Source organism: Acinetobacter sp. PC34 (genome assembly GCF_051789135.1).
Classification (GTDB): domain Bacteria; phylum Pseudomonadota; class Gammaproteobacteria; order Pseudomonadales; family Moraxellaceae; genus Acinetobacter; species Acinetobacter johnsonii.
This window is the reverse complement of the sequence record NZ_CP196664.1, coordinates 439259-456262: the sequence shown is the minus strand read 5'-3', so window position 1 is coordinate 456262 and position 17004 is coordinate 439259. Positions and strand designations below refer to the sequence as shown.

Here is a 17004-nt window from a genome sequence, read left to right as displayed (position 1 = left end):
GGCTCAGTTTAAAATTGGTTAACTTTCACTAAACAACTCATCTAGCTCAGAACGGTCTTCTTTTTCATCCCAGAAATGCGCCATACCACCATCCCCAGTTCGTGTCCCAGTATGTTCAGTCCAATAACGATCCGAAATCCCTTGAACCATACTCGAGGCCATACTATCAATCAGTTTAAATTGTGGATTGCTCTGTTTTTCATCACTATAAGAAGCCGCATAACTTTTCAATGCATCACGAATCTTGGCATCGTCACCACTGGCTTGAGCCGCTATAGCATACATTGCATGAGATAAACGAACCCCTTTTTGCTCCCCAATTTGCATCGATTGTTTCAAGGTCTGATATGGATCAGGTTTACCTTCACCCGCACCTGGCAATAAGGTCCAAATCACCGCACGTGTTGCATTCGGCGCACCCCAAAACTTTTCATTGTCTAGACATACCATCCCACGTTCAACAATAGCGGCAATGTCTTTAGGAACATTGACTGCGCCACCAGAGTTAATATCATTGGTCATGGCTTGTAGCCCACTCAACATTCCCAGCAGATACACAGTTTGATCCAAATCGCTGTTCATTTTTGGACAGCCTTCACCCAATGGTTTCTTATATTTCTTTTCCCAGCGGTTTTGAAAAAGTTGATAACCAGTATATTGGCGTTGTGCTGCAGTCGCCGCCCAACGCTTTTGTTCAATTCGAGCATCCTGTGCTTCAGAGACATTGCCTGCTTTCGAGGCACGCAAATAACGTAACTCAGCCTCAAGTGCCTGATTTTCCGCACAAATACCCGATGCTGAATAAAGTAGAACCGCCACACGGGTTGGATCTGCCCCCATGTCTTTGGTCGACATAATCGCTGGAGTCAAAGCATTGCCTGAGTTACACACCATCTCAGCGTCTTCCATGGCTAAAATAGGCGGTACTATATGTTTTTCACTAAACCCAAGCGCAACATTGGCACCTGTTTTAACCACTTGTGAACAACCCGAAAATAATAAACTCGTAAGCGCTACAACAGCCACACCCTGGCCTATTTTTTGGACTTGCGACATTTTCCTGTCCTCTATTTGTATAATTGTATGTGTCCATGCTGACAAACATAGCAGAAGCATTTTCCGAAGAAAAGAGTATTTACTCTAAATCAGACCACTACTCTGCCATGAAATAAAAAGCGGAAAATTGACTAAAATGACGCCTCAACTTTTTTTTAGGCAAAAAAAAGTAGCATAGCGACGGTTCGGCACATGCTACTTATCAACTGGGAAGCCTAGCTAGGCTTTGTTTGGTGCAAATCGTTCCTTCAGCACAGTTCCTAATCGTCCTATAACAATCGCTAACACAATTGCTACCACTAGAAACATCCAAGTTGGGATCATCATACGATTTTCCTTGTTTGCTGTTGGTGATTTGAATGTACATTTTAAGATCAAAAAACTGTAGGAAAGTTGTCTGACAATCCAAAAAAGCACATCAGTTTCTTCAGATATGTCAGACAACAGAAAATGAGATATGGTTATATTTATTATTTTTCAATAGCTTAGATGGATATTACGAATTAAAATTGTCCAACAATTATTGCATTTTAGTGAGTATTTTCAGGGCTTTCCATTGCGTGATGGGTAACTGATCACACCAAACCAACATCGGTTTTGCTCTAAAGTGTTGAAAATAAATCACAATATAAGCACGATGATCCACAATATGGCTGATTTGCACTCGTTGCACATTGGTTTGTTTCTGAAGTGACAAAGACCAATCACGGCCATCTAAATGCTGAAGCTGAAAATGTTGCGGCCCACGTAGAAAAAACAAATACAGCACAAAGCCTGCAACCAAAGCAATCAGCCACACTCCTAAAGGAAGTAGCTGATACAAGACCAGCATCAGAACGGCATAAATCGACAACTGAAACACATAAGCCAGACGGCTGGGTTTAAGTTGAAAATGACGATGTTCCATTGCACTTATCCGTGTACATAATGCTTTAATTTTTGAATCAAGGTTTTCATTTCAGGGCGGGGCGGCTCAGAGACTTCCATAAACCAATCCAACAAATCTGGATCTTCTTGTTCAACCAAGGCCGCAAACATGGCCTTTTCCGCAGGATCTGCCTGAAGATAATAATTTTTCACATAAGGGTCAAAATACACATCAATTTCTTTTAAACCACGACGTGCACGGTAGATTACTTTACGTTCTTCCAAGCTCATTTCTTCAGTCATTACATTCCCCAAATTAATTGAAACGGCTTAGTTTAACCGATCACACCGCCCTCGCCACTAGTTAAATATCGCAATTTTAACAACTGGCAAAACTCATCAAAAAATCAAATAGATTTGAGCATTCAGTCCATTGTCGCATGTCCTACTTTTCACTACTCTCTTAGCAAAATAACAACATCAGGATGAGCTTCCATGCAATCAGGCGCAATTCGCCCGTTAAACAATATGCTGCCGCGCAACTTATTTAATGCTGAACATGAGGCATTTCGAGAAACTGTTCGAAAATTTTACGCCAAAGAAGTCGTTCCGAATATTGAAAAATATGAACAACAACAACATGTCGATCGTGAACTATGGAATAAAGCAGGCGCCATGGGACTACTGTGTGCCACTATGCCTGAGGCTTATGGTGGCTCGGGTGTAGACCGCTTGTACAGTATGATTTTGATTGAGGAGCAAGCCTATGCCATGGATTCCTCGACAGGGTTTTCACTACACTCCGACATTGTCGCCAATTATATCAATAACTTTGGCAGTGAAGCACAAAAACACTATTGGTTAACGCGGATGGCTTCGGGTGAAACTGTCACAGCCATTGCGATGACTGAACCTGGCACAGGCTCAGACTTACAAGCGGTACGAACAACGGCTGTTTTAGACGGTGATGACTACATTATCAATGGCTCCAAAATCTTCATTACCAACGGCTATCTCTGCGATATGGCAATTGTGGTTTGTAAGACAGGCAATAACGAAAAAGGTTCAGCCAATCTCTCATTAATCATCGTTGAAGCTGATCGTGTAGGTTTCAGTAAAGGAAAGCCGCTCAATAAAATTGGAATGAAAGGACAAGACACCTGCGAATTGTTTTTTGATCATGTGCGTGTGCCTAAAGAAAACTTGCTTGGTATGGAAGGCATGGGCTTTATGATGCTGATGAAAGAACTGGCATGGGAGCGCATGTTAGTGGCAATTATTTGCCAAGCAGGGGCTGAAGCAGCGCTAGCACATACAGTCCAATATACCAAAGCGCGTAAAGCTTTTGGAAAAACAGTTTCAAGCTTTCAAAATACCCGTTTTAAACTGGCAGAGTTACGTACAGAAATCGATTTTTGCCGTGCTTACCTCGACCGTTGTATGCAATTGCAACTGGAAGAGAGTCTCGGCATTGATGCCGCTGCAGCAGCTAAATATAAAATTTCCGAGATGTTTTCTAAAGTTGTCGATGAATGCCTACAACTGCATGGCGGTTATGGCTATATGCTGGAATACCCGATTGCACGAGCTTATCTAGATAATCGTGCCAATCGCATTTATGCAGGAACCAATGAAATTATGAAAGAGCTCATTTCGCGTTCTCTTTAACTCAAATAGCCCATCTTTGGATGGGCTTTTAGTTTTAACAATGTGCTTGGTGAAACTCCGCAATCAAAGCAACCACCAACTCTGGCTGCTCTTTATGTGGCATATGATGTAGACCTTCTAAAATATGCAGTTCAGCCTGTCCAGACACCCCTTCAAAAATCTGCTGAGGTTGTGCCGTACTGCCATATTCATCCAGTTCACCATGAATAACCAACGTTGGACAACACACACCATCAATCACTCTGGCCAAATTCCAATCTTGAAAAATGGGCGATAGCCATGTTTCAGTCCATGCATCAAGTACCCACTGCGCCTTTTCAGGGTGATATTTCTCCAAACGTTCCATTTGTCCCGCTTGTTGAAAGCCAACTTTCGCTTCACTTATCCCCTTTAGTGTCAGTGCTTCAACCGCATACTGTGCAGAGATTGAAATTAATCCTTGGCAACGCTCTGGATACGCCGCAGCAATCGCAACAGACATCCCCCCGCCCACGCTATGCCCTAGGATGATAAAGTTCTGTATCGAAAAATAATCCAATACAGCTTTAAAGGTTTGTTCTGCTTCAGTGATGACAAAACTATGTGCCAAGGGCTGCGTACTCGGATCGGATAAACCAAAACCTAAACGATCATAGGCATAAACCACCCGCGCGGTCGCTTGTGCCAGTTGAGCAGGAAAATCCCGCCACAAAGCCACACAACCTAATGAATCGTGCATTAAAATAATTGGAGCTAATGCATGATCTACTACATCAGTGTGCCATTTTTTGGCATGAATCATATTTGATGCAAATGGGACTTGGTAACTTTGTTCTAAGATATTCAAAATATTCCCTATTCATTATCTTTTAAGTTTTTAAAATCATCCAACACTCCAACAGTTTAAGAAAGTAAAAACATAACCCCCTAAAGTCATTTCCTTAAAAAAAGGAGCATTACGCTCCTTTTAAATCCACTACTCAGCTTAAGAAACTAGTTTAGGTTTCTGGTTCAATGCTGCATCACGTTTAGCAAATTTCAGTACTCCATCCTCAAAAGAAGCACTTTTCAATGTCTTACGATCCGCAAGATAATTATTGCTGACTTTCCATGGTGCATGTTTACCCTGTTTTGGCATTACATTAGCAGCACGTGCAATATAACCCGAACTCAAACTACCCATGACCGTATCGTCCATCAGCTCTGTGGCATCCCCTTGCGGGATCACTTCAGCCCACTGCTTTTGATCCATATAGTTGAGTAAGCGGCAAATATATTCAGCTGCAATATCCACTTTCAAAGTCCATGACGCATTAATATAGCCAATAATCATCGCCATATTCGGTACATCACTCACCATCACGCCCTGATACAACATATGTTTAGAGGTATCTAACGGTTTGCCATCAATAGTTGCTTGTATACCACCCAAGATTTGAATTTCTAGACCTGTAGCTGAGACGACAATATCTGCCTCTAAATGCTGGCCAGACTTTAATTGAAGGCCCGTTTCAGTAAAGCGTTCAATCTGATCTGTTTCAACACTGGCTTGGCCTGAACGAAGAATTTTAAATAAATCACCGTCTGGCACCACACATAAACGTTGATCCCAAGGATTATATTCTGGGGTGAAGTGTTTCATATCCACTTTACCTTTGAGCTGCATCTTAATCGACTGGAGCAGCAGTCGGCGTAGCAATTTCGGTTGCTTCTGCGCAAGTGCATAAATCCCACGTTGCATCCCAATATTACGTGCCCGAGTCACTTTATAAGCCACATCTTCAGGCAACACTTTACGCATTTTGTCATACACAAAATCGATCGATGGCACCGAAGCAATATAAGTTGGAGAGCGTTGTAGCATAGTGACATGCGCCGCCCCACCTTTGGCCATCGCAGGCACCAGTGTAATCGCTGTCGCTCCACTCCCAATAATGACGACTTTTTTACCTGTATAATCTAATTTTTCAGGCCAAAACTGTGGATTTACAAACTCGCCTTTAAATACTTCTTTATTTGGAAAATCAGGTTGGTAACCTTGGTCGTAGTTATAATAGCCGGTACAACCAAACACAAAATTTGCAATCCAGTTTTCTTTTTTGCCTTTTGCATTCTCAATCACTACCTGCCACTTTTTCTGAGCAGAATCATAATTGGCGCTGAGTACGCGATGCTTAAAATGAATTTTTTCTTTGAGTTTCTGTTCATCAATGACTTCCGCCAAATAGCCCTTAATCGAAGAACCATCTGCCAAAACGCTGGCTTGTTGCCACGGTTTAAAATTAAAACCAAAGGTCGACATATCTGAATCAGAACGAATACCTGGGTATTTAAACAAATCCCATGTTCCACCAAAGCTGTCACGACGTTCAATAATTTCAAACGAACGTTGTGGACAATGCTTGGTTAAATGTGCCGCAAGACCAATGCCTGAAATACCAGCACCTACAATGAGCAGATCGACGTGCTTATCCATGTTGTTTTTATCCTGTCTTATATTCTGTTCTTATTAAACCATAAAACTGACAATACACAATGTCAAGTTTAAGCAGATCTTTCGTAAAATATGTCACTACAGGCCAAAATACAAAGATTGTCGAACAAAAACCCATAAAAAAAGACCAGTGAAACACTGGTCTTTTTCTAAGAACAACTGAATAGTTCTACGAAATTATTTAACTTCGCGATCTACTAGTTCAACGTAAGCCATCGGCGCAGCATCACCTGCACGGAAGCCCGCTTTAAGAACACGTAGATAACCGCCGTTACGTTCTTTGTAACGAGGGCCAAGAACGGTAAATAATTTACCAACAGTTGCTGCTGAACGAGTACGAGCAAACGCTAAGCGACGGTTTGCAACAGTATCGTTTTTAGCTAAAGTGATTAAAGGCTCAGCTACACGACGTAACTCTTTTGCTTTAGGCACAGTTGTTTTGATCAACTCGTGCTCAAACAAAGAGTTAGCCATGTTTTGAAACATCGCTTTACGATGGCTGCTTGTACGGCCTAATTTCACACCACTATTACGATGACGCATGGTGATAGTCCTACTTAATTAACGGCTACGATAGGCGAAACGATCGTCCATACGGAGACTAGCTGGTGGCCAGTTCTCTAAACGCATGCCGAGTTGTAAGCCTTTTGAAGCCAGAACATCTTTGATCTCAGTAAGCGATTTTTTACCAAGGTTAGGAGTTTTGAGTAACTCAACCTCAGTGCGCTGTACAAGATCACCAATGTAGTAAATGTTTTCTGCTTTCAAACAGTTAGCAGAACGAACAGTAAGCTCTAGATCATCTACTGGACGAAGCAAAATCGGATCAACTTCTTCACGAGGTTCTTGAGCAACAGGAGCTTGATCTTTCTGAAGGTCAACAAAAATTGCAATTTGTTGTTGCAAGATTGTTGCCGCTTTGCGGATCGCTTCTTCAGGATCAACTGTACCGTTGGTCTCAAGATCAATGACCAATTTATCAAGGTCTGTACGTTGTTCTACACGAGCGTTTTCCACTGTGTAAGACACACGTTTGATTGGGCTATAAGAAGCATCTAACTGTAAGCGACCTACAGGGCGAGTTTCGCCTTCTGGGAAACGCGAGTCAGAAGTTTCATAACCACGACCTTGAGAAACTTTCAAGCGCATTTTTAATGAGCCTGAAGCACTTAAAGTACCGATCAAATGTTCAGGGTTAACCACTTCAACATTATGAGGTAAACGAAGGTCAGCGGCAGTTACGTCGCCAGGACCTTGTTTCTCTAATGTCAAATAAGCTTCATTTTGATCGAACAGCTTAATAGACAATCCTTTTAGGTTCAGCAAGAGCTCGACGATGTCCTGCTGCAAGCCTTCCAAAGTACTGTACTCGTGCTCGACACCTTCAATCTCAACTTCAACCACAGCAGCGCCAGGCAAAGAAGAAAGAAGGATGCGACGTAAAGCATTGCCCAGAGTATGACCAAAGCCACGCTCTAAGGGTTCTAGAATAACTTTTGCCGAGGTCCCGCTAACCGCTTCGACCTTGATCGCTTGCGGAGTTAGAAACTCATTTGCAGTACGCGTCATATTGCTACCTCAAGGATTATTTAGAATACAATTCTACAATCAAGCTTTCGTTGATTTCAGCAGGTAAATCTGAACGATCTGGTGCAGCTTTAAACGTACCTTCCAACTTAGAATGGTCAATTTCCATCCAAGAAGGAATACCACGTTGTGCAGCTAATTCAATTGCGTTTTTGATACGCAATTGTTGTTTAGCACCTTCATGCACAGCAATTACATCACCAGCTTTAACTTGGATAGACGCGATGTTAACACGACGGCCATTCAAAGTGATCGAGCGGTGAGATACAAGCTGACGAGCTTCTGCACGTGTAGAACCAAAACCCATGCGATAAACGACGTTATCAAGACGGCTTTCAAGCAGTTTCAACAAGTTTTCACCAGTTGCGCCTTTCACACGAGCAGCTTCTTTATAGTAATTACTAAATTGACGCTCTAAAACACCGTACATACGACGTACTTTTTGTTTTTCACGTAATTGTAGTGAGTACTCAGATTGTTTGCCACCACGCGCTCCGCCATGTTGGCCAGGAGCTTTAGCAGCTTTTTTAGTTTTGACGTCAAATGGTTTAACGCCAGATTTTAATTGCAGGTCTGTCCCTTCGCGGCGAGAGAGTTTGCATTTTGGACCAATATAACGAGCCATGAATGTTTCTCCTTACACGCGACGTTTTTTAGGTGGACGGCAACCGTTGTGCGGGATTGGCGTCACATCGGTAATGCTGTTAATTTTATAACCCACTGCACCTAAAGCACGAACCGCAGATTCACGACCAGGACCAGGACCTTTTACAAGGACGTCCAAGTTTTTCAAACCGTAGTCTAAAGCAGCTTTACCAGCAACTTCAGCAGCTACCTGAGCAGCAAACGGAGTTGATTTACGTGATCCACGGAAGCCTTGTCCACCAGAGGTAGCCCAAGCCAGTGCATTACCTTGACGATCGGTAATAGTCACAATGGTGTTATTAAAAGAAGCGTGAATGTGTGCAACACCTTCAGAGACGGTACGAGTGACCTTCTTGCGTGTGCGAGTATCTTTAGCCATCTTTTAGCTTCCAGAAATCTTATTTCTTAATAGGTTTGCGCGGACCTTTACGGGTACGTGCGTTAGTTTTGGTGCGTTGTCCACGGACAGGCAAGCTGCGACGATGACGAAGACCGCGGTAGCAGCCTAAATCCATTAAACGTTTAATGTTCATGGAAATTTCGCGACGTAAATCACCTTCGGTTGGAACCTTAGCAACTTCTGCACGAATCGCATCAAGCTGAGCGTCATCTAATTCACGGATCTTTGTAGTCGGCGCGATACCAACAGCAGCCAAGATATTCTTAGCAGTGTGGCGACCTACACCAAAGATGTACGTTAGAGAGATAACAGCATGCTTGTTATCCGGAATGTTTACACCGGCAATACGAGCCATTCAATTTTCTCCAAAAAGGCAGTTAAGACAATCAACCGCCCCACAAAAATCTTGAGGGGCGGATAATAACCTAATTAGCCTACTGAAATCAACAGGTCTTGATCAGATTAACCTTGACGCTGCTTATGACGAGGTTCTGCGCTACAAATTACGCGAATAACCCCATTACGACGGATAACTTTACAGCTACCACAAATTTTCTTTACAGAAGCTTGTACTTTCATGATGAAACCTCAAGTGCGCTTATCCCTTAGGATGAGCAGTCGTTTTTCTCATTAACGTTTGATTATCGTACTGATGCGAGGTGAGATGTGCTTGCAGCTGAGCCATAAAGTCCATCACTACCACCACAACAATAAGCAAAGATGTCCCACCTAAAGAGAATGGAATACCAAATGAGCTTTGTAAAATCATCGGCATTAAGCAAATGATGGTGATATAAATCGCGCCAATAAATGTCAAACGGTTAAGAATATGATCTAAGTAACGAGCAGTTTGCTCACCTGGACGAATACCAGGTACATAAGCCCCGCTGCGTTTCAAGTTTTCCGATACTTCTTTCGGGCTAAATACAAGCGCTGTATAAAAGTAACAGAAAAAGATAATTAACGCACCAAAGAGCACCAAATACAACGGCTGACCAGGCGAAAGCACTAATGCCAAATCTTGCAAACTACGTTTGATAATACCCGCATTCGGATCTGCACTACCCACCCATTGCCCTAAGCTCGCAGGGAACAAAAGCAATGAACTTGCGAAAATCGCTGGGATCACACCCGCCATATTAATTTTTAATGGCAAATGCGACTGTTGTGCAGTAAATACACGACGTCCTTGTTGTTTTTGAGCATAGTTTACTGGAATACGACGTTGCGCCTTCTCAATAAACACAATTGCAGCTAATACAGCCAGTGACAACACGCCAAAAATTACCAAGCCGATTAGACTGGTTTGACCATTATCTACTGATGATATTGATTGCAGAATTAAATTCGGCAAACCTGCAACAATACCGGCGAAGATGATCATGGAAATACCATTACCCACCCCACGTTCGGTAATTTGCTCACCTAACCACATCAAGAACATTGTACCTGCAACCAAAGAGGTTACAGCTGGTACGTAGAAAGCCAGACCTGCAGTTAAGGTAATCCCTTGACTGATCAGACCAGCACACATCCCAATTGCCTGCACGAGTGCAAGGAACAATGTACCCTGTCGCGTATATTGATTAATCTTACGCTTGCCTTGTTCGCCTTCTTTCTTTAAAGCTTCCAGCGAAGGAATAACTGTAGACATTAACTGCACGATAATCGATGCAGAAATGTACGGCATAATCCCAAGAGCAAGAATGGACATACGCTCTAATGCACCACCTGAAAACATGTTAAACAAACCAAGGATCGTGCCTTGGTTTGCATTAAAAAGATTTTCAAGTGCGGCATTATTAATGCCTGGTACTGGAATATGTGCTCCTAGTCGAAAAACCAATAATGCACCGATGAGAAACATCATGCGGCGAATAATTTCACGGTATTTCACATGAAATGGCTGGCCTTTCATCATATTGACATGACCTGAAGAACTAGGAGACATAGACACTAGCGATTACTCCTCGACTTTACCGCCAGCAGCTTCAACAGCAGCTTTAGCGCCTTTAGTCACAGCAACACCTTGAACAGTGAATGCACGAGTAATTTCACCAGAAAGTACGATACGAGCACGTAACATATCTTTACGTACAACGTTTGCAGCTTTTAAAGTTTCTAGGCTAACGATGTCGCCTTCCACTTTAGTAAGCTCAGATAAACGTACTTCAGCAGTTTTCAAAGCGATTTGGCTAGTGAAACCGAATTTAGGTAAACGACGATATAACGCAGTTTGACCGCCTTCAAAGCCTGGACGAGTACCACCGCTCTTACGTGAATTCTGACCTTTGACACCACGGCCACCAGTCTTACCAACGCCAGAACCGATACCACGGCCTAGACGACGATTTTCACGTTTTGCACCTTCAGCAGGTGCAAGCTCATTTAAACGCAGAGTCATGGCTTATTCCTCTACACTAACCATATAGTAGACTTGGTTGATCATACCACGGTTAGAAGGCGTATCTTGCACTTCTACAGTATGACCAATACGACGCAGACCTAAACCTTGTAGGCTAAGCTTGTGATTTTTCAAGCGATGCGCAGAAGATTTAGTCTGGGTAACTTTAATCGTTTTCATGATTGATTACCCTTGAATTTGTTCTACTGTAAGACCACGTTTCGCAGCAACCTTCTCAGGAGAAGTCATATCACGCAGACCGTTAAAAGTCGCGTTTACTACGTTTGCAGCGTTAGTAGAACCATAACATTTTGTTAATACGTTACGTACGCCTACAGCTTCTAAAACTGCACGCATAGCACCACCAGCGATTACACCAGTACCTTCAGAAGCAGGCTGCATGTAAACACGGCTTGCACCGTGACGCGCGTTAATAGGGTGCTGTACAGTACCGTTAACAAGGTCAACAGTAATCATGTTGCGACGAGCAGCTTCAAGTGCTTTAGAAATAGCAGCTGGAACTTCACGTGCTTTACCACGACCAAAACCTACACGACCATTACCATCACCAACCACAGTCAATGCTGTGAAAGAGAAGATACGACCACCCTTAACAACTTTGGCTACACGATCAACGGCAACCAGCTTTTCAACAAGACCTTCGTTTTGTTCAACTTTAGCCATGATTAGAACTCCAAGCCGTTTTCACGAGCAGCATCAGCCAAGGCTTTGATACGACCATGATATTTGAAACCAGAACGGTCAAATGCAACTTTAGTAACACCAGCTGCTTTAGCGCGTTCTGCGATTAAAGCACCTACTTTAGTAGCTGCTTCAACGTTACCAGTTGTACCAGCACGTAAAGTAGCATCTAAAGTTGAAGCTTGCGCTAAAACTTTGCCACCATCTGCTGAAATAACTTGAGCGTAGATGTGACGCGGAGTGCGGTTTACACACAAACGAGTCGCACCCAACGCACGGATGTGCAAGCGTGTGCTTTTCGCACGACGCAAACGGGATTGTTTCTTTTCGTTCATAAGAACCTCGCGCCTTATTTCTTCTTAGCTTCTTTACGAAGTACAACTTCGTCAGAATAACGAACACCTTTACCTTTATAAGGCTCTGGTGGACGGTAACCACGGATATCTGCAGCAACCTGACCTAAACGTGCTTTATCAGCAGATTTAAGAACAATTTCAGTTGCTGTAGGAGTTTCAGCAGTTACACCTTCAGGAAGCGTATAGTCGATCGGGTGAGAGAAACCAAGGTTAAGGTTAACAATGTTACCTTTAACCGCAGCTTTATAACCAACACCGATAAGTTGTAACTTACGTTCGAAGCCTTCGCTCACACCTTTTACAAGGTTGTTAAGCACAGCGCGAGCAGTACCAGCTTGCATCCAAGCGTCTTTCGACTCAGCTTTTGGAGCAATCGCTAAAATACCGTCTTCCTGTTTAAGCTCGACCAGCGCATGCAGGGTGAAAGACAAAGTACCTTTGCTACCTTTCACTTCGACCTGCCGGCCGTTCTGAGTAACTGTTACACCGTTAGGTACAGTTACTGGGGCTTTAGCCACACGAGACATGAGGAATCACCTATTAAGAAACAAAAGCAATAACTTCACCACCGATACCTGCAGCACGTGCAGCGCGATCAGTCATGATGCCTTTGCTTGTAGAAACAATTGCAATACCTAAACCTTGCTTAACGCTCGGAAGTGCATCTTTACCGCGATACTGACGTAGACCTGGACGGCTTACGCGTTTCACAGTTTCGATAACTGGTTTGCCTTCGAAATACTTTAAAGTCAAAGTAAGAGTTGCTTTGCCTTCAGCATCAGCAACTTCTACGTTTGAAATGTAACCTTCTTGTTGAAGAACGTTTGCAATAGCAACCTTCAACTTAGAGTTAGGCATAGAAACGGTTTGTTTCTTTGCCATTTGCGCGTTACGAACACGAGTTAACATGTCGGCAACGGTATCTTGCATACTCATCTATAGCGCTCCTTACCAGCTTGCCTTAACAACGCCCGGTACATCACCTTGCATTACTGTATCGCGTAATTTGTTACGGCTTAAACCGAACTTACGGAAGTAACCATGAGGACGACCAGTTAAACCACAACGGTTACGTAAACGTACTGGAGACGCATTACGTGGTAATGCTTGGAATTTCATCATCGCTTCGAAACGCTCTTCGTCGCTAGCATTTACGTTTGCAATAACAGCTTTTAATTCAGCACGTTTTGCAGCGTATTTAGCAACAGTAGCTTCGCGTTTCAATTCGCGATTAATCATACTTTTCTTAGCCATATCGACCTCTTATTTGAACGGGAAGCCGAATGCACGCATAAGCGCACGGCCTTCGTCATCGGTGCGAGCAGTCGTAGTGATGGTAATATCCATACCACGAATACGATCAATCTTATCAAAATCGATTTCAGGGAACATGATTTGTTCCTTAAGACCCATTGAGTAGTTGCCGCGACCGTCAAATGATTTCGCAGAGAAACCACGGAAGTCACGGATACGAGGGATCGCAATCGAGATTAGACGGTCTAAGAATTCGTACATACGTTCGCCGCGTAAAGTAACTTTACAACCAATCGGCCAACCATCACGGATTTTGAAACCAGCGATTGATTTGCGAGCTAACGTAAGAACTGGTTTTTGACCAGCGATAGCTTGCATATCAGCAAGAGCACCATCAAGGAGTTTTTTGTCAGCAGCAGCTGCGCCAACACCCATGTTGATCGTGATTTTAGTAATGCGAGGAATATCCATCACATTTTTAACGGCTAAAGTCTCTTGTAATTGAGCCTTAAGTTCGTCGTTGTAACGCGTTTTAAGTCTGGCCATTGCCTTTTCAACCTATTACTTCGCTACCGCCACTGATTCACCATTTGACTTGTAAACGCGAGTTTTCACGCCTTCAGTCACTTGGTAACCAACACGGTCAGCCTTTTGGGTTGTAGCATTAAAAATTGCCACGTTAGAGATATGAAGCGAAGCTTCTTGTGTAACTACAGCGCCTTCAGCACCTGTTGCACGGTTCGGCTTTTGATGCTTCTTAACCAAGTTAAGGCCTTCAACCATAACACGGTCATTTGAAACAGACAGAACAGTACCCTGTTTGCCTTTTTCTTTACCTGCGATCACAATAACTTGATCGCCTTTTTTAATCTTAGCCATGATTGCCTCTTATAGAACTTCAGGAGCCAGTGAAATAATTTTCATGAACTGTTCAGTACGAAGTTCACGAGTCACTGGTCCGAAAATACGAGTTGCAATCGGCGCTTTGTTGTTGTTCAAAATAACAGCAGCGTTATCGTCGAAACGAATCACTGAACCGTCTGGACGACGGATACCGAATTTTGTACGAACTACAACAGCATTCATCACGTCACCTTTTTTAACACGTGCGCGTGGAATAGCTTCTTTTACAGTAACTTTAATAATGTCGCCAACAGAAGCATAACGACGGTGTGAACCACCAAGTACTTTAATACATTGTACGCGGCGAGCACCACTATTGTCTGCTACGTCTAGCATACTTTCGGTTTGAATCATTGCCCTACTCCAAAACCGAGCATCACCGGTCACAATTTCGAAAGGCTCAAAGAGTACTCGAAATTAACCGATGATGCAACAGATACGTCTAATTACTCAGCAGCAGCTTCAACAACTTCAACTAGAGTCCAAGACTTAGTTTTAGAAATTGGGCGGCTTTCTTTGATAGTCACAACGTCGCCAGTTTTAGCTGTGTTGTTCTCATCGTGAGCATGTAATTTAGTTGAACGGCGGATTGATTTGCCATACAACGGGTGTTGAACGCGGCGTTCGATAAGTACAACAATAGACTTGTCCATTTTGTCGCTTACTACTTTGCCGGTTAACGTGCGAACTGTTTGTTCACTCATTGTCCGTTCCCCTGTTTTTCGGTAAGGAGTGTCTTAATACGAGCAATTGTCTTACGAGTAAGTGCAACTTCGTGCGATTTACCCAATTGACCAGTTGCTTTTGCCATACGAAGACGGAATTGGTTAAGCTGTTGCTCATCAAGCAAAGCTGTCAACTCTTCTACCGACTTTTCACGTAGATCTTTAGTTTTCATTACATTACCGTCCGAGTCACGATAGTGGTTTTAAACGGAAGTTTAGCAGCTGCAAGCGTAAACGCTTCGCGAGCCAATTCTTCGTTAACACCATCAATTTCGTACAAGACTTTACCTGGTTTGATTTGACAAACCCAGTATTCCACAGAACCTTTACCTTTACCCATACGCACTTCAAGAGGCTTAGAAGTAATCGGCTTGTCTGGGAAAACACGGATAAAGATCTTACCACCACGTTTAATACGACGGCTGATTGTACGACGCGCTGCTTCAATTTGACGAGCAGTCATTTGACCACGCTCAACAGATTTAAGTGCGATTGTACCAAAAGATACCGAGCTACCGCGGTGAGCTAGACCAGTGTTACGGCCTTTCTGCACTTTACGGAATTTAGTACGTTTAGGTTGTAACATGGATTATTCTCCTTTTTCAGCAGAACGATCATTGCGACGACCACGACGCTCTTGACCTTCACCACGACCACGACCGCGTTTAGCTGGACGTTCTTCAGCTGGAGCTGGGTTCATGACTTGTTTCATGCCACCCAAGATCTCACCACGGAAGATCCAAACTTTAACACCAATCGTACCGTAAGTCGTTTCAGCACGCATAGTTGAATAATCGATGTCTGCACGAAGTGTATGCAAAGGTACGCGACCTTCACGATACCACTCAGTACGAGCAATCTCAGCACCACCTAAACGGCCTGATACTTCAACTTTGATACCTTTAGCACCAGCACGCATTGTGTTTTGAACTGCACGCTTCATAGCACGACGGAACATTACACGTTTTTCTAATTGAGAAGCGATAGCTTCAGCAACTAAACGAGCGTCTAAGTCTGGGCGATCGATTTCATTGATACTTACTTGCGCTGGAATACCCATAATTTGAGTAAGTTCACGCTGTAGTTTCTCAATGTCTTCGCCTTTTTTACCGATAACGATACCAGGACGTGCAGTACTAATAGTTACTTTAGCAGCGCCCGTAGGACGTTCGATAAGAATATTGCTGATCATTGCATTCTTAAGTTTTTTAGTTAAAAACTCACGAACTTGAAGATCTTTAAGCAAGTATTCAGCGTATTGTTTCGGACTCGCATACCAGTTGGCGTTATGACGTTTTACAACACCAAGGCGGATACCGATTGGATGAACCTTCTGACCCATATCAAACCCCTACCTTAACGGTAATGTGACAAGTACGCTTAGTAATACGATCTGCACGGCCTTTAGCACGTGGCATAATACGTTTAAGGCTAGTGCCTTCGTCAACGTAAATCGTAGTAACCTTAAGGTCGTCTACATCTAAACTGTTATTGTGTTCAGCGTTTGCAATTGCAGATTCCAATGCTTTTTTAACCAAAACTGCAGCTTTTTTGTTGCTGAAGTTGAGAATATTAAGCGCGTGAGCAACAGATTTGCCACGGATTAGGTCTGCAACCAAACGAGTTTTTTGTGCCGAGATAGCGGCACCGCGTAATTTAGCAGTAACTTCCATCATAGCACCTTAACGTTTAGATTTCTTGTCAACACCGTGACCACGATAGGTACGAGTTGGCGCGAATTCACCAAGTTTGTGACCAACCATATGTTCAGATACGATCACTGGAACATGGTTACGGCCATTATGTACAGAAATTGTTAAACCAACAAAATCTGGGAGGATCATCGAACGACGCGACCAAGTTTTGATCGGCTTACGGTTATTAGCCGCGATAGCCGCTTCAACCTTAGCGAACAAGTGCGCATCGACGAATGGGCCTTTTTTCAGAGAACGAGGCATTGTCAG

28 protein-coding genes and 1 pseudogene are annotated in these 17004 nt (G+C 43.2%); 1 reads left to right on the top strand and 28 read right to left on the bottom strand.

Annotation, left to right across the window (positions count from 1 at the left end; translation table 11 throughout):
- Window positions 1-18: 18 nt before the first annotated feature.
- The 3 genes from ACSC9N_RS02225 to ACSC9N_RS02215 form a co-directional block, all read right to left on the bottom strand.
- Window positions 19-1056, bottom strand: a complete 1038-nt coding sequence (locus ACSC9N_RS02225; RefSeq protein WP_131230657.1) for a hypothetical protein — start codon at window positions 1054-1056, stop codon at window positions 19-21.
- A 520-nt stretch (window positions 1057-1576) separates the two neighbouring features.
- Complete coding sequence (locus tag ACSC9N_RS02220; protein ID WP_078426173.1) at window positions 1577-1963, bottom strand: protein YgfX; 387 nt, start codon at window positions 1961-1963, stop codon at window positions 1577-1579.
- A gap of 5 nt (window positions 1964-1968) precedes the next feature.
- Window positions 1969-2226 (bottom strand): succinate dehydrogenase assembly factor 2, encoded by a 258-nt coding sequence (locus ACSC9N_RS02215; RefSeq protein WP_004977895.1) that lies wholly within the window; start codon window positions 2224-2226, stop codon window positions 1969-1971.
- Window positions 2227-2418: 192 nt separating this feature from the next.
- Here ACSC9N_RS02215 and ACSC9N_RS02210 point away from each other — a divergent pair, with 192 nt between their 5' ends.
- Window positions 2419-3591: an acyl-CoA dehydrogenase family protein gene (locus tag ACSC9N_RS02210; RefSeq protein WP_131230659.1), complete on the top strand. Its 1173-nt coding sequence runs from the start codon at window positions 2419-2421 to the stop codon at window positions 3589-3591.
- A gap of 34 nt (window positions 3592-3625) precedes the next feature.
- Here ACSC9N_RS02210 and ACSC9N_RS02205 read toward each other — a convergent pair whose 3' ends face one another.
- The 25 genes and pseudogenes from ACSC9N_RS02205 to rpsS all read right to left on the bottom strand — a co-directional run bounded on the left by ACSC9N_RS02205 (window position 3626) and on the right by rpsS (window position 16998).
- Window positions 3626-4417 (bottom strand): alpha/beta fold hydrolase, encoded by a 792-nt coding sequence (locus tag ACSC9N_RS02205; RefSeq protein WP_078426171.1) that lies wholly within the window; start codon window positions 4415-4417, stop codon window positions 3626-3628.
- Between the two features lie 138 nt (window positions 4418-4555).
- Window positions 4556-6046 (bottom strand): flavin-containing monooxygenase, encoded by a 1491-nt coding sequence (locus tag ACSC9N_RS02200; protein ID WP_159152626.1) that lies wholly within the window; start codon window positions 6044-6046, stop codon window positions 4556-4558.
- Window positions 6047-6241: 195 nt separating this feature from the next.
- Complete coding sequence (rplQ, locus tag ACSC9N_RS02195) at window positions 6242-6607, bottom strand: 50S ribosomal protein L17 (protein ID WP_004691290.1); 366 nt, start codon at window positions 6605-6607, stop codon at window positions 6242-6244.
- Window positions 6608-6625: 18 nt separating this feature from the next.
- Window positions 6626-7633, bottom strand: coding sequence for a DNA-directed RNA polymerase subunit alpha (locus tag ACSC9N_RS02190; RefSeq protein WP_004691292.1), 1008 nt, complete (start codon window positions 7631-7633; stop codon window positions 6626-6628).
- 16 nt (window positions 7634-7649) lie between these two features.
- Entirely contained in the window at window positions 7650-8276 is a 627-nt protein-coding gene (rpsD, locus tag ACSC9N_RS02185) for a 30S ribosomal protein S4 (RefSeq protein WP_086213046.1), read from the bottom strand.
- A 12-nt stretch (window positions 8277-8288) separates the two neighbouring features.
- On the bottom strand, window positions 8289-8675 hold the full coding sequence (rpsK, locus tag ACSC9N_RS02180) for a 30S ribosomal protein S11 (RefSeq protein WP_001040166.1): 387 nt from the start codon (window positions 8673-8675) through the stop codon (window positions 8289-8291).
- Window positions 8676-8694: 19 nt separating this feature from the next.
- Window positions 8695-9051 carry a 30S ribosomal protein S13 gene (gene rpsM / locus ACSC9N_RS02175; RefSeq protein WP_004691296.1) on the bottom strand — a complete coding sequence of 119 codons (357 nt, stop codon included), beginning with the start codon at window positions 9049-9051 and terminating at the stop codon, window positions 8695-8697.
- A 107-nt stretch (window positions 9052-9158) separates the two neighbouring features.
- Window positions 9159-9275, bottom strand: coding sequence for a 50S ribosomal protein L36 (gene rpmJ, locus ACSC9N_RS02170; protein WP_000867907.1), 117 nt, complete (start codon window positions 9273-9275; stop codon window positions 9159-9161).
- A 19-nt stretch (window positions 9276-9294) separates the two neighbouring features.
- Window positions 9295-10614, bottom strand: coding sequence for a preprotein translocase subunit SecY (secY, locus tag ACSC9N_RS02165; protein ID WP_171054269.1), 1320 nt, complete (start codon window positions 10612-10614; stop codon window positions 9295-9297).
- Window positions 10615-10659: 45 nt separating this feature from the next.
- Window positions 10660-11100 (bottom strand): 50S ribosomal protein L15, encoded by a 441-nt coding sequence (gene rplO / locus ACSC9N_RS02160; protein ID WP_004691300.1) that lies wholly within the window; start codon window positions 11098-11100, stop codon window positions 10660-10662.
- A gap of 3 nt (window positions 11101-11103) precedes the next feature.
- Window positions 11104-11280: a 50S ribosomal protein L30 gene (gene rpmD / locus ACSC9N_RS02155; RefSeq protein WP_004691302.1), complete on the bottom strand. Its 177-nt coding sequence runs from the start codon at window positions 11278-11280 to the stop codon at window positions 11104-11106.
- A gap of 6 nt (window positions 11281-11286) precedes the next feature.
- Complete coding sequence (gene rpsE / locus ACSC9N_RS02150; protein ID WP_004691304.1) at window positions 11287-11784, bottom strand: 30S ribosomal protein S5; 498 nt, start codon at window positions 11782-11784, stop codon at window positions 11287-11289.
- A 2-nt stretch (window positions 11785-11786) separates the two neighbouring features.
- Window positions 11787-12137, bottom strand: coding sequence for a 50S ribosomal protein L18 (gene rplR, locus ACSC9N_RS02145; protein WP_004650473.1), 351 nt, complete (start codon window positions 12135-12137; stop codon window positions 11787-11789).
- Window positions 12138-12151: 14 nt separating this feature from the next.
- On the bottom strand, window positions 12152-12685 hold the full coding sequence (gene rplF / locus ACSC9N_RS02140; RefSeq protein WP_004691306.1) for a 50S ribosomal protein L6: 534 nt from the start codon (window positions 12683-12685) through the stop codon (window positions 12152-12154).
- 13 nt (window positions 12686-12698) lie between these two features.
- Window positions 12699-13094: a 30S ribosomal protein S8 gene (rpsH, locus tag ACSC9N_RS02135; RefSeq protein ID WP_004691308.1), complete on the bottom strand. Its 396-nt coding sequence runs from the start codon at window positions 13092-13094 to the stop codon at window positions 12699-12701.
- Between the two features lie 12 nt (window positions 13095-13106).
- The gene (rpsN, locus tag ACSC9N_RS02130) at window positions 13107-13412 is read right to left on the bottom strand and encodes a 30S ribosomal protein S14 (RefSeq protein ID WP_004691309.1); all 306 of its coding nucleotides are present in this window, start codon (window positions 13410-13412) and stop codon (window positions 13107-13109) included.
- A 9-nt stretch (window positions 13413-13421) separates the two neighbouring features.
- Window positions 13422-13958 carry a 50S ribosomal protein L5 gene (rplE, locus tag ACSC9N_RS02125; protein WP_004691311.1) on the bottom strand — a complete coding sequence of 179 codons (537 nt, stop codon included), beginning with the start codon at window positions 13956-13958 and terminating at the stop codon, window positions 13422-13424.
- 15 nt (window positions 13959-13973) lie between these two features.
- The gene (gene rplX / locus ACSC9N_RS02120) at window positions 13974-14291 is read right to left on the bottom strand and encodes a 50S ribosomal protein L24 (protein WP_004691313.1); all 318 of its coding nucleotides are present in this window, start codon (window positions 14289-14291) and stop codon (window positions 13974-13976) included.
- A 9-nt stretch (window positions 14292-14300) separates the two neighbouring features.
- Entirely contained in the window at window positions 14301-14669 is a 369-nt protein-coding gene (gene rplN / locus ACSC9N_RS02115) for a 50S ribosomal protein L14 (protein WP_004657680.1), read from the bottom strand.
- A 92-nt stretch (window positions 14670-14761) separates the two neighbouring features.
- Window positions 14762-15019: a 30S ribosomal protein S17 gene (gene rpsQ / locus ACSC9N_RS02110; protein WP_004691314.1), complete on the bottom strand. Its 258-nt coding sequence runs from the start codon at window positions 15017-15019 to the stop codon at window positions 14762-14764.
- Entirely contained in the window at window positions 15016-15213 is a 198-nt protein-coding gene (gene rpmC / locus ACSC9N_RS02105) for a 50S ribosomal protein L29 (protein ID WP_004650482.1), read from the bottom strand. Before rpmC ends, rpsQ begins: the two co-directional genes overlap by 4 nt.
- Window positions 15213-15626 (bottom strand): 50S ribosomal protein L16, encoded by a 414-nt coding sequence (gene rplP, locus ACSC9N_RS02100; protein ID WP_004691317.1) that lies wholly within the window; start codon window positions 15624-15626, stop codon window positions 15213-15215. Before rplP ends, rpmC begins: the two co-directional genes overlap by 1 nt.
- Window positions 15566-16382: pseudogene (rpsC, locus tag ACSC9N_RS02095) on the bottom strand (30S ribosomal protein S3). Before rpsC ends, rplP begins: the two are co-directional and overlap by 61 nt.
- 1 nt (window position 16383) lies before the next feature.
- Complete coding sequence (gene rplV, locus ACSC9N_RS02090; protein ID WP_004691320.1) at window positions 16384-16713, bottom strand: 50S ribosomal protein L22; 330 nt, start codon at window positions 16711-16713, stop codon at window positions 16384-16386.
- Window positions 16714-16722: 9 nt separating this feature from the next.
- Window positions 16723-16998, bottom strand: coding sequence for a 30S ribosomal protein S19 (gene rpsS, locus ACSC9N_RS02085; protein ID WP_004281508.1), 276 nt, complete (start codon window positions 16996-16998; stop codon window positions 16723-16725).
- Window positions 16999-17004 lie beyond the last annotated feature (6 nt).

Excerpts from the sequence above, each read along its gene's own strand:
- rpsN (WP_004691309.1), bottom strand. The coding sequence starts at position 13,412 with ATGGCTAAGAAAAGTATGATTAATCGCGAATTGAAACGCGAAGCTACT.
- rpsE (WP_004691304.1), bottom strand. The coding sequence starts at position 11,784 with ATGGCTAAAGTTGAACAAAACGAAGGTCTTGTTGAAAAGCTGGTTGCC.
- rpsK (WP_001040166.1), bottom strand. The coding sequence starts at position 8,675 with ATGGCTAAAGATACTCGCACACGCAAGAAGGTCACTCGTACCGTCTCT.
- ACSC9N_RS02220 (WP_078426173.1), bottom strand. The coding sequence starts at position 1,963 with ATGGAACATCGTCATTTTCAACTTAAACCCAGCCGTCTGGCTTATGTG.
- ACSC9N_RS02200 (WP_159152626.1), bottom strand. The coding sequence starts at position 6,046 with ATGGATAAGCACGTCGATCTGCTCATTGTAGGTGCTGGTATTTCAGGC.
- rplN (WP_004657680.1), bottom strand. The coding sequence starts at position 14,669 with ATGATTCAAACCGAAAGTATGCTAGACGTAGCAGACAATAGTGGTGCT.
- rplP (WP_004691317.1), bottom strand. The coding sequence starts at position 15,626 with ATGTTACAACCTAAACGTACTAAATTCCGTAAAGTGCAGAAAGGCCGT.
- rpsS (WP_004281508.1), bottom strand. The coding sequence starts at position 16,998 with ATGCCTCGTTCTCTGAAAAAAGGCCCATTCGTCGATGCGCACTTGTTC.
- rpmJ (WP_000867907.1), bottom strand. The coding sequence starts at position 9,275 with ATGAAAGTACAAGCTTCTGTAAAGAAAATTTGTGGTAGCTGTAAAGTT.
- rpmC (WP_004650482.1), bottom strand. The coding sequence starts at position 15,213 with ATGAAAACTAAAGATCTACGTGAAAAGTCGGTAGAAGAGTTGACAGCT.
- rplX (WP_004691313.1), bottom strand. The coding sequence starts at position 14,291 with ATGGCTAAGATTAAAAAAGGCGATCAAGTTATTGTGATCGCAGGTAAA.
- rplR (WP_004650473.1), bottom strand. The coding sequence starts at position 12,137 with ATGAACGAAAAGAAACAATCCCGTTTGCGTCGTGCGAAAAGCACACGC.
- rplO (WP_004691300.1), bottom strand. The coding sequence starts at position 11,100 with ATGACTCTGCGTTTAAATGAGCTTGCACCTGCTGAAGGTGCAAAACGT.
- rplE (WP_004691311.1), bottom strand. The coding sequence starts at position 13,958 with ATGGCCAGACTTAAAACGCGTTACAACGACGAACTTAAGGCTCAATTA.
- ACSC9N_RS02215 (WP_004977895.1), bottom strand. The coding sequence starts at position 2,226 with ATGACTGAAGAAATGAGCTTGGAAGAACGTAAAGTAATCTACCGTGCA.
- ACSC9N_RS02225 (WP_131230657.1), bottom strand. The coding sequence starts at position 1,056 with ATGTCGCAAGTCCAAAAAATAGGCCAGGGTGTGGCTGTTGTAGCGCTT.
- secY (WP_171054269.1), bottom strand. The coding sequence starts at position 10,614 with ATGAAAGGCCAGCCATTTCATGTGAAATACCGTGAAATTATTCGCCGC.
- rpsQ (WP_004691314.1), bottom strand. The coding sequence starts at position 15,019 with ATGAGTGAACAAACAGTTCGCACGTTAACCGGCAAAGTAGTAAGCGAC.
- ACSC9N_RS02210 (WP_131230659.1), top strand. The coding sequence starts at position 2,419 with ATGCAATCAGGCGCAATTCGCCCGTTAAACAATATGCTGCCGCGCAAC.
- rplQ (WP_004691290.1), bottom strand. The coding sequence starts at position 6,607 with ATGCGTCATCGTAATAGTGGTGTGAAATTAGGCCGTACAAGCAGCCAT.
- rpmD (WP_004691302.1), bottom strand. The coding sequence starts at position 11,280 with ATGAAAACGATTAAAGTTACCCAGACTAAATCTTCTGCGCATCGCTTG.
- rplV (WP_004691320.1), bottom strand. The coding sequence starts at position 16,713 with ATGGAAGTTACTGCTAAATTACGCGGTGCCGCTATCTCGGCACAAAAA.
- rplF (WP_004691306.1), bottom strand. The coding sequence starts at position 12,685 with ATGTCTCGTGTGGCTAAAGCCCCAGTAACTGTACCTAACGGTGTAACA.
- rpsH (WP_004691308.1), bottom strand. The coding sequence starts at position 13,094 with ATGAGTATGCAAGATACCGTTGCCGACATGTTAACTCGTGTTCGTAAC.
- ACSC9N_RS02190 (WP_004691292.1), bottom strand. The coding sequence starts at position 7,633 with ATGACGCGTACTGCAAATGAGTTTCTAACTCCGCAAGCGATCAAGGTC.
- rpsM (WP_004691296.1), bottom strand. The coding sequence starts at position 9,051 with ATGGCTCGTATTGCCGGTGTAAACATTCCGGATAACAAGCATGCTGTT.
- rpsD (WP_086213046.1), bottom strand. The coding sequence starts at position 8,276 with ATGGCTCGTTATATTGGTCCAAAATGCAAACTCTCTCGCCGCGAAGGG.